Annotated in this window: 14 protein-coding genes and 2 pseudogenes; 3 read left to right on the top strand and 13 right to left on the bottom strand. The window is 64.5% G+C overall.

The window, feature by feature from the left end; translation table 11 throughout:
- Window positions 1–323: 323 nt before the first annotated feature.
- The 4 genes from LK459_RS09825 to LK459_RS09840 form a co-directional block, all read right to left on the bottom strand.
- Window positions 324–1,454, bottom strand: coding sequence for an NAD(P)/FAD-dependent oxidoreductase (locus tag LK459_RS09825; protein WP_173674802.1), 1,131 nt, complete (start codon window positions 1,452–1,454; stop codon window positions 324–326).
- Between the two features lie 141 nt (window positions 1,455–1,595).
- Entirely contained in the window at window positions 1,596–1,898 is a 303-nt protein-coding gene (locus LK459_RS09830; protein ID WP_227923047.1) for a putative quinol monooxygenase, read from the bottom strand.
- A gap of 8 nt (window positions 1,899–1,906) precedes the next feature.
- Entirely contained in the window at window positions 1,907–2,464 is a 558-nt protein-coding gene (locus LK459_RS09835) for a type 1 glutamine amidotransferase domain-containing protein (RefSeq protein ID WP_227923049.1), read from the bottom strand.
- A 1-nt stretch (window position 2,465) separates the two neighbouring features.
- Entirely contained in the window at window positions 2,466–3,404 is a 939-nt protein-coding gene (locus LK459_RS09840) for a glutathione-independent formaldehyde dehydrogenase (RefSeq protein ID WP_227923051.1), read from the bottom strand.
- Between the two features lie 200 nt (window positions 3,405–3,604).
- On the opposite strand from LK459_RS09840, the gene LK459_RS09845 reads away from it, so the two are divergent.
- A complete protein-coding gene (locus tag LK459_RS09845) occupies window positions 3,605–4,696 on the top strand; it encodes an IS630 family transposase (protein ID WP_227923052.1) in 1,092 nt (363 codons plus the stop codon).
- A 462-nt stretch (window positions 4,697–5,158) separates the two neighbouring features.
- Here the strand turns inward: LK459_RS09845 and LK459_RS09850 are convergent, their stop codons facing one another.
- From LK459_RS09850 to LK459_RS09875, 6 genes and pseudogenes are all read right to left on the bottom strand, one after another.
- On the bottom strand, window positions 5,159–5,365 hold the full coding sequence (locus LK459_RS09850) for a hypothetical protein (protein WP_227923054.1): 207 nt from the start codon (window positions 5,363–5,365) through the stop codon (window positions 5,159–5,161).
- A gap of 104 nt (window positions 5,366–5,469) precedes the next feature.
- A pseudogene (locus LK459_RS09855) lies at window positions 5,470–6,653 on the bottom strand (low temperature requirement protein A).
- Window positions 6,654–6,737: 84 nt separating this feature from the next.
- A complete protein-coding gene (locus LK459_RS09860; RefSeq protein WP_227923055.1) occupies window positions 6,738–7,532 on the bottom strand; it encodes an aldo/keto reductase in 795 nt (264 codons plus the stop codon).
- A 136-nt stretch (window positions 7,533–7,668) separates the two neighbouring features.
- Entirely contained in the window at window positions 7,669–8,058 is a 390-nt protein-coding gene (locus LK459_RS09865; RefSeq protein WP_227923058.1) for an MDR/zinc-dependent alcohol dehydrogenase-like family protein, read from the bottom strand.
- Window positions 8,059–8,692: 634 nt separating this feature from the next.
- The gene (locus LK459_RS09870; protein WP_227923059.1) at window positions 8,693–9,667 is read right to left on the bottom strand and encodes a helix-turn-helix domain-containing protein; all 975 of its coding nucleotides are present in this window, start codon (window positions 9,665–9,667) and stop codon (window positions 8,693–8,695) included.
- Window positions 9,668–9,776: 109 nt separating this feature from the next.
- Window positions 9,777–10,970, bottom strand: a complete 1,194-nt coding sequence (locus LK459_RS09875; protein ID WP_064862424.1) for an alcohol dehydrogenase catalytic domain-containing protein — start codon at window positions 10,968–10,970, stop codon at window positions 9,777–9,779.
- Between the two features lie 215 nt (window positions 10,971–11,185).
- Between LK459_RS09875 and LK459_RS09880 the strand changes: the two are divergent.
- Window positions 11,186–12,431 (top strand): annotated as a pseudogene (locus tag LK459_RS09880) (IS3 family transposase).
- 162 nt (window positions 12,432–12,593) lie between these two features.
- Here the strand turns inward: LK459_RS09880 and LK459_RS23270 are convergent.
- Window positions 12,594–12,818 (bottom strand): phage minor head protein, encoded by a 225-nt coding sequence (locus LK459_RS23270; protein WP_188589019.1) that lies wholly within the window; start codon window positions 12,816–12,818, stop codon window positions 12,594–12,596.
- Between the two features lie 19 nt (window positions 12,819–12,837).
- Between LK459_RS23270 and LK459_RS23160 the strand changes: the two genes are divergently transcribed.
- Window positions 12,838–12,966: a hypothetical protein gene (locus LK459_RS23160; protein ID WP_265416863.1), complete on the top strand. Its 129-nt coding sequence runs from the start codon at window positions 12,838–12,840 to the stop codon at window positions 12,964–12,966.
- 40 nt (window positions 12,967–13,006) lie between these two features.
- Here LK459_RS23160 and LK459_RS09890 read toward each other — a convergent pair whose 3' ends face one another.
- Window positions 13,007–13,555, bottom strand: a complete 549-nt coding sequence (locus tag LK459_RS09890; RefSeq protein ID WP_227923061.1) for a hypothetical protein — start codon at window positions 13,553–13,555, stop codon at window positions 13,007–13,009.
- Between the two features lie 171 nt (window positions 13,556–13,726).
- Entirely contained in the window at window positions 13,727–14,788 is a 1,062-nt protein-coding gene (locus LK459_RS09895) for a YihY/virulence factor BrkB family protein (protein WP_227923063.1), read from the bottom strand.
- Window positions 14,789–14,933: the final 145 nt, after the last annotated feature.

Genomic DNA, 14,933 nt, shown 5'->3' on the forward strand with positions numbered 1-14,933 from the left:
AACTCGCGGTGACATGGTGGTTCACGAGTCGCGACCCTCCAACGCCGAGAGTGGTCTGGCGGCGCTCACCGAGGTGCCTACTCCGACGGACGCGTTCTACGTTCGCGGACACGGCAAGGTGCCAGAGGTGGATCCCGCAGTGACGGATCCCGCTGCGGCACCTCCGCGTACCAATCCTCACGATGAAGACACCCCATGACAAGGTGGTTGAGACTGTGACTGCTGTCCAGCCGCGACTCTTGGGTTGACCCAGGGCGGGCTGCCGTTGTCCTCGACGAGGAGACGTTTACCCATTGAGTGCGTCCGTACTGGGGTCAGGCGAACTATCGCAGGGCTTCGCCGAGGCGAGCGGCGGGCGTGAGGTCGGCGGCGAGACCGCCGCCGGTCGCAGCCCGGGCAAGAGCGCGACCCAGCGCAGGTGCCTGCTTGAACAGATTGTGACCGGCCACAAAAATGACAGAGCCTGCCTCCCACACGGCCACCCCGTCCTCGCTCCATGGGAGGTCGGTCACCCAGCAGTGAAGAAAGTCGCGCGGCTCTGGGTGGAGACCGGGCAGCGCCCGTGTCACGTACTCGCGCGCGCGTTCGTCCAGCGATCGAATCGCCGCAGGGTCGATGAACGTTCCGTCGTCGCGGACGCCGACGGTTTCGCTGAGTCCGACCGAATAACTGCTGTTGCCCGGTAGCGGCGTCGCGTACACGCCGACTTCGCCGAAGACGCCGCTGCTGTCCTGCAGGCACGCGACTCGAGCCGGGGCGGCGGCTTTCACGTCGAAGGTCAGCCGGACGTGTGCGGCAAGGCGAACCGGCAGCGACAGGCCGACGCTGCGGGCCAGGCGGGCGGTTTCGCGGCCGGCGCACACGACCACCTTGGAGTAGACAGCCCGGTCGGTGACGCTGCGCACCTCGACCGTCCCATCGGCACGGGGATCGATGGAGATGACCTCTGCGGTGGTGACGGCATCTGCGAGGGCACCCGCGAGTGCCGTGATCGCGGTGCGGGTGCGGATCGCGCCGCCCGACTCGTCGAGCACCGCTGGCCCCGAGTACCCAGCGAGCAGCGGCATTCGCTGGGCGAGCTCGGCTGCATCGATCTCGTGCGCTTCCACGCCGCCGACCTGGTCGAGCACCCGCAGCCGCGCCAGGGCGCTCTCGCCGATCGCCACGACACCGTCTGATGAGACCAGCTCGACGTCGAAGTGTTCGGCCCACTCATCCCATACGCCGCGGCTTTCGCGCGCGAAAGCGACGAGTCGCGGGTCGTCGTGGGCATGCCGGAAGATCCGCGACTCGCCCGCGGACTGACCCGTTCCGGGCAGACCGGCCTCGTACAAGCGCACCGGCACGCCCTGCTCCCGCAGCGCGTACGCCGTCGACAGACCGACGATCCCGCCCCCGATCACTGCTACCTCGGGTGAACGCGTCGGGGCAACGTCGTCGTCAGTTCCTGTCATCGCGGTTCCTCGATCTGTTAGGGATGGGCGATAGGCCGCAAGAGAAGGGGCCGCTGCCACGACGTCAACGGGCTGTGTCAGCCCGAAGTCACCGCGCGCAGCGACCCCTCATATCGGGGTCAGTACTCCCGGTCTGTGGTGTCAGGCGGGGAGCTTGGAAGCCAGGACGTCGAGCTTCTCGATCGTGGGTTCGGAGAACAACGTGCCGGCGTTCTCGCCGAGCGCTTCCGCCACGGGTCCGGACAGGTGGGCATCACGTCCGGCGTCGTCCGGAAAGACGTCGAAGATGCCGAACGAGGTCGGCCCGAGGCGGATCGCGAACCACGCGGTGGTGGCCTGCTCTCCCTCGACAAGCCCACGGCCGCTGTCGAGGAAGTCCTTCACCTCGTCCTCCTTGCCGGGCAACGCGTCGAACCTGACCAGCAATCCCTTGGTCACACTCATGATGTCTCCTATTCCTTTGTCGTGGTGCCGGCGAGTTGGGACACGAGCGCGTCGCAGAACGCCGACAGATCGTCGGGCGTGCGGCTGGTGATGAGATTCTTGTCGACCACGACCTCCTGGTCGACGACGTTCGCGCCGGCGTTGCGCAGGTCCGTGCGGATGCTCGGGAAGGACGTCAGGGTGCGACCAGTAACCACACCGGCCTCGATCAACGTCCAAGGCCCGTGACAGATCGCCGCCACAGGCTTGCCACTCTCGACGAAATCGCGGACGAACGCGACAGCGTCCTCGTCGACCCGGAGCTGGTCGGGGTTCACCGTGCCGCCGGGAAGCAGCAGGGCGTCGTAGTCGCCCATCGAGGCGTCGGCGACCAGCCCGTCGACGGTGAACGTGCCCGCTTCATCCAGGTCGTTCTTACGGGCCTTGATCTCGCCGTCGTGGATCGACAGGACCTCGGTCCGGGCGCCGGCCCTGTCCAGTGCCTCGCGGGGTTGCTCGAGCTCGACGCGTTCGACCCCGTCCGCGGCGAGGATCGCGACTCTCCTGCCCTGCAGATCTGCTGCCATGTCAGTTCGCCTTCTTTCCGCTGGACGTACCTGGCTTGATGACGACCTTGGTCCAGCCCTCGGACCGGGCGTCGAAGTTCCTGTAGGCGTCGGCGGCCTCTTCCAGCGAGATCTCGTGGGAGACGATCCAGGACGGCTTCGCCTTGTCAGCCGCGATCAGGTCCCGGAGCCGGCGGTTGTACTTCTTGACCGGGGCTTGACCGTTGCCCATGGTCTGCCCCTTGAACCAGTGGGTGCCGAAGTCGATGGCCGCCTTGCCCTGCTTGGCCAAGTCGTCCTCGGCACCCGGATCCTGGGGGACGAACACGCCGACGGTGCCGATCCCGCCGGTGAAGCGCACCGCGTTCGTCGCGGACAGGGCAGCCATCAGCCCCACCGGTCCGGCCCCGGCGATCACGACGCTGTCGCCCGGGATCACGCCGGCCATCTCGGTGGCGTGGTAACCGGTGGGGAAGATGTCGGAGAGCATGACGTAGTCGTTCTCCTTCTCCTGCGCATCCTCACCCAGGCGCAGCGCGTTGTGGTCGCCGAAGGGGACCCGGAGCAGCTCCGCTTGGCCTCCGCCGTACGGGCCCATGTCCGCAAATCCGTATGCCGCACCGGCGGCGGACGGGTCAGGCTGCGTGGTCAGGCAGTAATTCGTGAGACCGCGCTCGCAGTTCTTGCAGAACCCACACGAGATGTTGAAGGGCAGCACGACCCGGTCGCCCACCTTGACCTTCTCCACGCCCTGACCGACCTCCACCACCTCCCCCATGTTCTCGTGGCCGAACGTGCGGCCCTGCTCGAAGGAGGTCCGGCCCTCATACATGTGCAGGTCCGAGCCGCAGATATTGGTCGTTGTCACCTTGACCAGCACATCGGTGGGACGTTCGATCTTCGCGTCCGGAACATCCGTGACCGCGACATCTCTGGGCCCCTGATAGACGACAGCCTTCATGGCGAGTCTCCAAATGGTTGTGCTTGGCAAACCTCTGACTTCCTCACACTCACACTGGGACGACGCCGCGTCAAGTGAAGAATCGCTATCTACGGGCCGCAGCGTTCTCCGCATTCGCTGTTGCCATGACCGTCGGCACCGTGATCGCCTACCGCTAGTGTCCTGAGTCATTAATTGTCATTCGGTTGATAGACTGGGGAATGGCAACCCGGGGTCCGCGAGCAGTGGATATTGTTCTGACCGATGACGAGCGCCGTGAGCTCGAAGGGTGGGCGCGTCGGCGAACGACGGCCTCGGGTTTGGCGATGCGATCACGAATCGTTCTCGCTGCCGCTGATGGCGGGTCGAATACCGAAGTGGCACAACGACTCGGCCTCAACCGAGGTACCGTGCGGCGATGGCGAGGCCGGTTCGTCGAGCACCGCTGCGAGGGGTTGCTCGACGAACCCCGGCCCGGGCGACCTCGAACCGTCGACGACGAGCAGATCAAAGACCTGATCACCGCAACTCTCGAGACCACGCCGAAGAATGCGACACACTGGTCGACTCGGTCGATGGCTGAGCATCTCGGCATGTCGCAGTCAACTGTTTCGCGTGTATGGAGAGCGTTCGGATTGGCTCCACACAAACAGGATTCGTGGAAGCTGTCGAAAGATCCCATGTTCACCGAGAAGGTCCGCGACGTCGTCGGGCTCTACATGAACCCACCCGAACGTGCCCTGGTGCTCTGCGTTGACGAGAAGACCCAGATCCAAGCTCTCGATCGCACCCAGCCGATCTTTCCCATGCTCCCGGGCACCCCGCAACGGGCCAGCCACGACTACGTGCGCAACAGCACCTCCAGCCTGTACGCGGCGTTGGACATCGCGTCGGGAAAAGTCATCGGTTCGCTTCACTCACGGCATCGCGCAACAGAATTCATCGGATTCCTCCGCAAGATCGACGCCGAAGTACCCGACGAGCTCGACGTCCACCTGGTCATGGACAACGCCTCCACCCACAAGACACCCGCGGTCAAACGATGGCTGACCGCGCACCCACGGTTTGTTGTCCACTTCACCCCCACCAGCTCATCCTGGATGAACCTCGTCGAACGCTGGTTCGCCGAACTGACCACCAAGAAACTCCAACGCTCCACCCACCGCACCGTACGAGCACTCAACGCCGACATCAGAGCGTGGATCGAGACCTGGAACGACAACCCCCGCCCCTACGTGTGGGTCAAGACCGCTGACCAGATCCTCGACTCCATCGCCCACTACTGCACACGAATTAATGACTCAGGACACTAGGACTTCGAACTCGCCGACCTGCAAGAATCCACGCCGAACTCACACATCGGCTGTCACTGAGGACAGTTTCACCGCGGGGCCGTCATTCGACATCATCCGACGCGGAGGATCTCCATGCACCCGAATCCCAGATTGCCGCCATCCTCTCCCTGGCCTCGGGCTAAACGGGCGTCTAGTCTCAATTGCCCGCCTCACCGCCTGCTCAAGTACATCAAGAACCTCGAATGGAATAGGCGTATGTCCGTCCGTCGCGGTGCGTGCGGCACCCAGTTTCTCGGCGAGGCCTTTGCACACCTCGGTGATATCCAGCACACTCATCCTCAGCACAACCTGCGCCAAACCGTCTGCTGCAAAATACCTTTCGACGCAACCAGGGCTCCGCAAACCGTTCGAGCGTGTGGCCTGTGGCGTGGCGGCCGACCGGTCGACACCTCGTTGACCTGGGGTCCTGCCCCCCCCGGCTCAGCCAGGCCCGGTCGTGAAGACGAGGTGGCGCAGGGTCTGGGAGAAGCACCACTCTCCCTCGACCGAGACGTCGACTGCGCCGTCCGGGAGCGCCGATGCGCGGTCGGTCGCCTGGCGCCATGCGCCTTCTACCGCGCCCCAGGCCCCGCGCAGTCCCTCGGCGTCCTCGGCGCGCCGCTGCGTCCCGCAGGCTCCTGCCGACAAAGCGGGCACCCTCGAGCTTCAGCGAGTGGGGACCGCGGACACGTCTTCGAAGGTGCCAGCCGACCCCTGGATTCATTGTCAGACACGCCCTAGGCGTTCCGGCCTCAGTGGACTTGGCCGGCGGCTGCGGGACCGATCCGCGGCCGTCGCACGAGTTCGCACGTCAGGCGCAGGGCGCCGACCGCGGTGAGAACCGTCAACACTGACCATGCGGGCATGATCAGTGCTGGCGGGATGATGAGCAGGGATGCGGCCGCCGTGAGGAGGCGGTCCGGCACGAGCTGATGGTGATCGCGCCATCGGTAGGCGACATCGGCGGCGTAGAACAGACCCACCCCGCCACTGAGGGCGATGGCCGGCAGCAGCGGTAACGGGTCGAACACGTGCTCGAGCGCCACGCTGGCGCCGAAGCCGAAGAAGGCGACCCCGGCGACCAGGGGAAGGTGGAGGTAGCTGTAGGCGTCGCGGGCCAGTCGGGCGCGTTCGGGCCCGTCGGCGTCTTTGAGGCGTTGCTCGGCGCCGGCGGTCAGACCGAAGTAGGTCCACCACAACGAGGCGGCGATCAGGACTCCGAGGACAGCGGCGGCGAGCACGACCGGTTGCTGCAGGTGCTCGCTGGCCCGGTGCCCAGCCCGACGACGGCTTCACCGAGCGCGATGATGATGATGTTGCCGTGGCGCTCGACGAAGTAGGAGGGCATTACCCGGAAAACCTCGACCCCGGCGACCAGGGGTCCGCCGAAGTCGATGATGGCTGCGCCGATCCAGAGCAGCTCTCGGTAGGGGGCTGGGAAGGCGGCGGCGACGGCGATCAGGACTGGTGCGATGAGCAGGCTCGGGGCCAGCCGCAGGAGGCCTGCACGGAGGTGTTCGTCGTCGTGGGAGGCGTCCACGACGAACAAGACCAGGTGGATGACGCGGATGGCGAGCAGGGCAAGCCCGAAGACGAAGGCTCCGGTGCTGAACGCGGTCGGGAGTGCGCTTACGGCCAGCAGCATCGCAGCCATGGCGGCGATGACCAGGCAGCGAAATACCACCCGATTCGTGGTGAAGGTGTTGGTGAGCCAGGTGTAGCAGACCCAGGCCCACCACACCGCCAGTAGGCCGAGCACACCATGACCGAAACCCCGCCACGAAACGTCGTCCCGCACCAGCTCGGTCAGCTGCGCCATGGCGTACACGAACACCAGGTCGAAGAACAGCTCAAGGTTGCCCACCGACCCGCTGCCGCTGTCCCGCGCGTCGGCCTCGCTGCCCGGCTCAGAGTTCTCTGACATCCGCGAAATCATCCCCTTTCAAGCCCGGCAACTCCCACCCTCACCGACGGTGCTGCCGCGCTGCCCGGACCGACCGGGCTGCGCCCTTGGTCAGGGTCACAGCATTTCTAGTGGTCGCGGTCCGCTCGGGGGCGGGAACGCACGGTCCAGAGCATCCAGGTCTTCGCGGGTCAGCTCCACGTCCAGTGCTGTGGCGTTGTCTCGCACGTGCTGCGGGCTGCTCGCCTTGGGGATCGTGCAGAGCGAGTCGCGGCGCAGCACCCAGGCGATGCCCGCCGCCGCGGCGCTGACGCTGTGACGCGCCGCGACGTCGTTCAGCGTCGTGTCGTGAAGGATGCGGCCCTGCTCGATCGGCGAATACGCCATGACCGGCAGCTGGTGGTCGGCGCACCACGGCAGGAGGTCGTACTCCGGTCCTCGCCGCGACAGGTTGTACAGCACCTGATCCGTGGCCAGCCCGCTGCTGCCCGGCACGTCCTGCAGGTCGGCGAGGGCCCGGTGGTCGAAGTTGCTGACGCCCCAGTATCGGATTTTCCCGTCCTCGACGAGCTGTTGGAAGGCCGCGACGGTGTCCTGCAGCGGGTACCTGCCCTGCCAGTGCAGCAGGTAGAGGTCGATCCGATCGGTGCCCAGGCGTTTCAGGCTGCGTTCGCAGGCCGCGATCGTGCCGGAACGGGAGGCGTGGGACGGAAGGACCTTGCTGACCACGAATGCCTCGTCGCGGCGACCCGCCAATGCTTCACCGACCACCTCCTCCGCGCCGCCGTCAGCGTACATCTCGGCGGTGTCGACCAGCGTCACGCCCAGCTCGAGGCCGGCGTGCAGCGCGGCGACTTCGTCGCCGCGGCGGCCGGGGTCCTCACCCCAGCCCCAGGTGCCCTGGCCCAGCACAGGGATGGACTCCCCGCTCGGCAGCGTTATCCGTCGCATCCGCGATCACTTCCTTCTGGTTGTCCTGAGGTGGGACGTGGGCTGAGATCCTCGAAGGGCCGGCGCGTCCGCGACCGGTGCTGGCTTACTGCTTGGGTCATCGGTCGAGTTGGAAGACGGCCCGGACGCAGCCGTCCTGCTTGTACTTAAACATCTCGTAGCCGTGGGGTCCTTGGTCCAGCGGCATCATGTGGGTGGCGAGGTGCTCGGTAGAGAGGTCGCCGTCGGCGATGTGCTGCAGGATCTGGGGGATGTAGCGATGGCCGTGCTGCTGGGCCCCGCGCACGGTCATGCTCTTGTTCACCATCGCACAGAGAGGGAATTTGTCGACGAACCCGCCGAAGACTCCGAGGATGAAGAGGCTGCCGCCTTTGCGGCAGGCGTAGATCGCCTCTCGGAGGGCGGTGGGCCGGTCGGACTGCAGCCGCAACTGCTGCTTGACCTGGTCGTATACGTAAGCCGGGCCGGGAGATGTGCAGGCGTTCACAGACGACGAGCGGGCCAACGCCGATGACTACGCGGCGACGACAGGTGGCGTCGTCGAGCAGCTCCGCAAATAGGTATACGTCGAGCTGCCTGACCACAGACGAAAGATAGTCACCGACGCCCTCGATGTGCTCGACTTCGGCTCACCCGCCCTCGTCGCCCAGCGGTTGGGCGCGCTCACGCAGCAGCAGGTACGCGGGCAACCCCACCGATGCCCCAAGTAGAGACGCGATCGCCACAGCGGTACGAGATCTTGTCGGCAGGCCGTCGTCGATTGCGGCCAGGGCGAGCAACGGCCTCCGATGTCGTCGCCGAAGGGTTTCCGGAGCTGACGCGAGCGCAGTTTGTCGAGTTCTTCTGCGCCACCCATCGCGGCGTGAGCCCCGATAGCGAGATGACTCGCATCGAATGGGTCTACCCGCGCCTTGACGGGGACGATCCCGCTACGGTCCAGTGTCACCGTAACTGAAACGGGACACGCTCACGCCTTGGCCAAAGCCGGTGTCAACACCCGGGATTCCGTCGGCGCGACCCTGATGCAAGCTCGCTTTGGGGCGCGCTCACGTCGGGAAACCAGGCGGCGTGCATGCTGGTTCGGTTAGGCGAGCGGGGGAGACGACTGCGTGGCCGGGCGGCTAATGGAACTGTTCGCGGTAGTCGTTCGGCGTCATGCCTGTGATGGTTCGGAAGGTGCGGTAGAACGAGCGTTCGTCGTTGAAGCCCGCTTCCCGCGAGATGTGAGAAATAGACTTTGTGGGGTGGTTGCGGAGCAGGTTCTGTGCGGCTTCAACGCGGGCCCTGCGCAGGTAGTCCATGAGCGTGTAGTCGGTGTCGTGAAAGAGTCGGTAGAGGCTTCTGCGGGACAATCTCACCGCATCGGCGATGCGGTCGGCGTCGAGGTCAGGGTCGGTGAGGTGTGCATGAATGTAGGCGATTACTTGATCGCGACGAAGGAGCGCGGGTATCTCGGCCGGCGGGCGTAGGGGGCTAGTCAGCCGTAGCAAAGACACGGCTAATGAGGCTGCGTGCGGTTCGAGTCGGGCTGCTGCGACGGGGTCGTCGGCCTGGTAGTGGGCCAGTTGGGTGAAGAATGCAGACACAGCGGAGAGAACTCCAGAACACTCCATGGGTGTGGCGAGGATATCGGTGGTGCGGTCCATGCCGGCTAGTGCGAAGGCGCGATCGGCGCCCACCTGGACGACCACCTGCTCGTAGGGTCCATCGGCGCGCATGCGGAACGGCAGGGAGCTGTCGTAGATGAACAGCGATCCGGGTGCGGCGAGGTGGGTGTGGTCGGCCTGCTCGATCAGGCAGCTACCACGGATCTGGAACGTTGCGAAGAGATACTCATCGGCGTCATGTCCCCGCGCGATGCGGGTTGCCGAGCGACGGGCGTCCTCGGCGTTGGCGCGCTTGGTCGACAACGTGAAATTGGTGTATCGGCCAAGAGCAACGTCGCCGTAGAAGCCTGGAAGAACGGGATCGGTAGCGACGTCGGTGTAACTGTGTCGACGGATCTGCGCCCATCGGTCGCCAATAGTGTCGTCGGTGGTGTCGGCCGTAGACCAATGTTCGAACACTGGGAGTTCAATGTCGTGTGTATCGACCATCTCGTGATCACCGCCAGTGGGTTAGGTTCTCGCTTTAGTAAACCATCGGCCCTGTGTCTGCGCTTCTGTGCAGACACAGGGCCGACCACGTCTAGGTAGCTGGTAGCGCTCAGGCTGAGAGCATCCCGTGGGGGTCGATGATGAATTTGTTCGGCGAGCCCTGGTCGAAGGTCTCGTAGGCGGCGGGCGCCTCGTCGAGGCTGATGACCTGGGTGTTGAGCATTGCGCTGAGGTAGGGCATGCGGTCCCAGAGGATGGCCATCATCAGTTCGCGGTTGTAGTGCATGATCGGTGCCTGCCCTGCCGTCACGCGTGGCGACTTGATCCAGGCCTTACCGAAGTCGATCGGATAGGTGCCCTGTTGCTCATCCTTCGACGCGGCAAGTGGGTCGGGCCCGTAGACGCCGATAACGCCAGTAGCTCCGCCGGCCCTGGTGGCGTCGAGAACCTGATTGATCGCGTTTGCGGGGTCCATGGACTGCGCGTCAGCACCGATACCGTGAGCTTCGGTGCCGACATAGTCGACGGCGCAATCGACCATGGGCTCGCCGAGGATTGCCTCGATCTGATCGGTGAGGGGGATGTCTTGACTGAGATCAATAGTCTCGCAGCCGTTGCTTTTGACCAGGTCCAACCGGTCTTGATGGTAGTCGCCGACGATGATGCACGAGGCCCCGAGCAGTCGTGCCGCCGCGGCTCCGCAGCGCCCGACGGGGCCAGCGCCGGCGATATAGACGGTGGATCCTGGTTTGGCGCCCGCTTCCATGAGTCCGTGAAACGCGGTCGGCAGAATGTCCGAGAGCAAGGCGAGATCTCGGATCTTCTCCATGGCCTGGTCTTTGTCGGGGAAGCGCAGGAGCTGGAAGTCGGCGTACGGCACGAACAGATATTCGGCCTGTCCGCCGTCCCAGTTTCCGAGATTGAAGCCGTAGGCGGCGCAACTCACATCTGCGTTGGTCGTCTCGCAGACCTCTGTGCGACGCGCGCGGCAGTTTCGACATCGTCCGCACGCAACGTTGAACGGTACCGAGACCAGATCGCCCTCGGTCAGAAACTCCACGTCCGGGCCGACCTCGACGACCTCGCCGGTCATCTCGTGTCCCATGACCATGCCCTGGGGAACGGGAAAGGACCCACGGTAGATGTGTAGGTCGCTGCCGCAAATGTTCGTCGCGACCATCTTCAGGATGGCGCCATGTGGCGCCTTCTTGCCATTCGGCATCTCCAACTTGGGGAAGTCGAGTTCCTCGACTTTCATGTGTTTCGGGCTGTCGAACAGTACTGCACGATTGCCGTTTGCCATGTCGATCTCCTCGGGTTGGTGGTGATCTCGGGCGGCCATCGGCCTAGAAAGCGCTTGTGTTCCAAGACGGCTGGCCGTATCCCATCGTATGCACGCCCGCTGATGAGTGTCGCTGACATGCAGTGCCAACAAGATGTCAGAATGCGCCGGGGCTTGACCCCTGATCTTGGACACGCTGATTCCAGCACGATGCTGGGGAAGCGAGAATCTGAGGGATGGCAAGGAAGAACTACACGGACGAGTTCCGGCAGCGTGCGGTGGATTTGTACGAGTCCACGCCGGGCGCGACGCTGAAAGCGATCGCGGCCGATTTGGGGATCTCCCGTGGTGCGTTGAAGGAATGGGTCGACAAGCTCGGATCCGGGACCGCTGCGGCCGGTTCGGTGTCGCCGCCTGTGTCGGTGCGGTCGGAGTCGCAGGCGGCGAGGATCATCCGGTTGGAAGCCGAGTTAGCGGTCTCGAGAGCGGAGCAGGTCAAGCTCGAGACGGAGCGGGACATCCTCCGTCAGGCGGCGAAGTATTTCGCTGCGGAGACGAACTGGTGAACCGCTTCCAGTTCGTCGAGGACCACAAGGACGCCTACGGCGTGAAGCGGTTGTGTGAGGTCATCGAGATCGCCCGGTCCTCGTTCTACGCGTGGCTGGCCGCAGCCCCGGGACGGGCCGCGCGAGCCGCGGACGACGCCCGGTTGGCGGCACGGATCCGGGTGCTGCAGGACCCCGCGCAGGGTGGTGACCGCACCTACGGGGCACCGAGGATCACTGCCGACCTCAACGACGGCGTCCCCGCCGCCGGGCGGGTGAATCATAAGCGGGTCGCTCGGGTGATGCGGGAACACGCGCTCGCGGGATCCGACTGCGCCGCCGGGTGAAGACCACGATCCCGGACCAGTCCGGACGGAAGTTCCCCGACCTGATCGGGCGGGACTTCAGCACCGGGGAGCCGAACCGCAGGTATGTCGGCGATATCACCTACCTCCCCATCGATGACGGCAGCAACCTGTATCTGGCGACCTGCATCGACCTCGGGTCGCGCAAGCTCGCCGGCTGGCAGGTCGCCGACCACATGCGCACCGAACTCGTCGAAGGCGCTCTCCGCGGCGCGCACCGCGACCGCGGATCGCTGGCCGGCGCAGTGTTCCACAGCGACCACGGCTCGGTCTACGCGTCGAAAGCCTACGCAGCACTCTGCGAGCAGCTCAAGGTGACCCAGTCCATGGGCGCGGTGGGCACGAGCGCCGACAACTCGCTGGCCGAGAGCTTCAACGCCGCGCTCAAACGCGAGCTCCTCCAAGGCGCGTCGGCGTTCCCCGATCAAGCCACCGCCCACCGGGCCGTGTTCCGGTGGACGAACCGATACAACACGCGCCGACGCCACTCCGCGATCGGCCAGATCACCCCGAACAGCTACGAGAACACCTACGCGGCCGCGAGATCAGCTACCCTCACGGAAGCGGCATAACCGAAATGACATCGTGTCCACGATCCGGGGTCAAGGCCCAACCTCGGTCGTTAGTTCTTGCGAACGTAAACACAGGAACGTTCGGATTTCTAATGTCAAGCTCGACGACGAATACGTGAAAGCGATGGTCACGTCGTATTGGTCCCGCCATGCCATCCCCTACTAATACTCGAAGTACACCGAACACCGACACCGAGGATGTCGAGCGGGCATCAGAACTCCCCCGGGGAACTCATCGTCGAGATCCACCTTCACTCCATCAAGTGGAGCGCACTGATTGCAAGCACCTGCGAGGGCTTCCCATATCTTCTTCTTCGCACCGGTCTCCCGCGCGTAGTTCGTTTGACCGACACTCCACGCGTTCACACTCTCCGTCTGCGCGATCATCTCAGCTCGCACTGGGTTGTTGAGCGGCAAGAAACTCGACCAGGCAGTCGACAACCTCGCTCCCCTGTTTCGCAGCGGATTCACCCTGACCACCGACGTTCACGACGTCGACGACTCTGATGACGATCCCCGGACGCTAGTGAGCTGACACGCCTCACCACAGGATCGATGCTGTGATCGGGTGCGCGTCAGGCTCGTTTCGTCTTGACGGGTGTGCGAAGCCTGTGGGCATAGCGCCGGTAGGCGTTCTGACGCGCGATGCCCAGCGCCTCCCCGATGAAGTCCCATGACCTTCCTGCGTCGCGGGCAGATTGGACGGCAGCGAGCAGGATTTCGTCACTGGCTGCGGCGAGTCGCCGCGACGTCGCCAGTGCCGCCAGCAGGTCGTCGTTGCGACCTCCCTGGGAGTAGTACCGGCCTTCGGCGGCGAGCCTCGCCAACTCATCCAACGACTCGATCCATCCGGCGTCGCTGTGGTCGATGGCGTCAGCGTATGCCCACAGCGCTTCGTACAGATCCCGGTCCTCGAGAACGGGCTTCCCGGCCCGGTTCCAGTGCCCGTAGGTGTCGATCGCGAGGAGACTGGCCGCTGTGACCTGATCTGGCAGTACTCCGTACTTGTCCACAGCAGCACGGATAGCTGCCTGGACGTCGATGTCGTTCTCTGCACTGAGCGCCGCCATGAGGTCGGCATGGTCGGAGTAGTCGCGGGGCATATCGGCCGGAGGACGTGTCATCATGTATCCTGAGAGTCCCCCTTCGTGGTCGCGGCATCGCGTTGATGGCCGTATTGAGCGACGCTGTCACCACGTCGACCGGCGACGAGGGAACCACCGTTGTGCTGCACTGGCAGTTGCGTTCCTGAGTGCGCGTTTCCGACACCGCTGACCAGCAGTGCGGACTGCGTCTCAGGTCTGCTCACCGCGTGACTCGCGCAACGCGCGAGCACGTTTCACGAATTTCTTGTCGGCATGCTCTTTCTTGTCCGCCGCTCGCGTGTCGCGGGGCGGAAGCTGCAGGTGTTCCTCGGCCGGCAATCCGGCCTGGAGTTGGCGGCCTCGTTCGAGCTCGGAATCAAACTCCGCGCCGAAAAGCAGAGCGAGATTCGTGAGCCAGAGCCACAGCAGGAACACGATGACCCCCGACAACACGCCATACGTCTTGTTGTAGTTGCTGAACTCGGACACGTAGAAGGCGAACAACGCCGACGCGGCGATCCAGGTGACGATCGCCAGAACCGCGCCCGCGCTGACCCACCGGAACTTCGGCTGCTGCACGTTCGGGGTGACCCAATACAGGATCGCCACGATCAAAATGACGAAGACGAGGACCACCGGCCACCGCGTGACACTCCAGACCGCCTGCGCTGTGTCGCCGACACCGATCACATCGCCGAGCGACTTCGCTACCGGACCACTCACGGCCAGCATGAACGCGACAGCCGCAGTCATGATCAACGCCACCAGCGTGACCAGCAGCATGAGCGGCCGCAGCTTCCAGATCGGCCGGCCCTCATCGATCTCGTACATCCGGTTCATCGCACGACCGAACGCGCCGACGTACCCGGATGCCGACCACACCGCGCCAACCAAACCGATCACCAGGGCGAAGCCCGCACTGGGCGCAGTGACTATCTGCTCGATCGGCCCACGAAGCGTGTCGACCGCCGATGACGGGCCGAGATCGTCGACCATCCTCAGCACGGCATCAGTTGTCCGTTGCCCCTGCCCGAACACACCGAGCAGCGACACCAACACGAGCAGAGCCGGGAACAAGGACAATACCGAGTAATAGGTCAGCGCGGCCGCCAGGTCCGTGCACTGGTCCTTGGAGAATTCGCGTGCGGTCTTACGTAACACGTAGACCAACGACGGTTTCGTCAGATCGGTCAGCGAGTCCGGCTTACGCGGATCATCGGGATCCGCTGAGTCAGGATCGTCTCGGATGTGGTCGTCGCATGGGAAACTCATCGTCCCAAGGTAGCCTCAATGTGGCCGGTTAAACCTCGATCCACCGATTCGTATTCGTTTGGGCGGTGAGGGATAGACGAAATGCCCTGTCTGAGTGACAGAATGGGAATTGTCTAGGTTTCCATCCGTGCACGCAGAAGGGCAT

The sequence above is a fragment of the Gordonia otitidis genome, from assembly GCF_020735545.1.
Lineage (GTDB): Bacteria > Actinomycetota > Actinomycetes > Mycobacteriales > Mycobacteriaceae > Gordonia > Gordonia otitidis.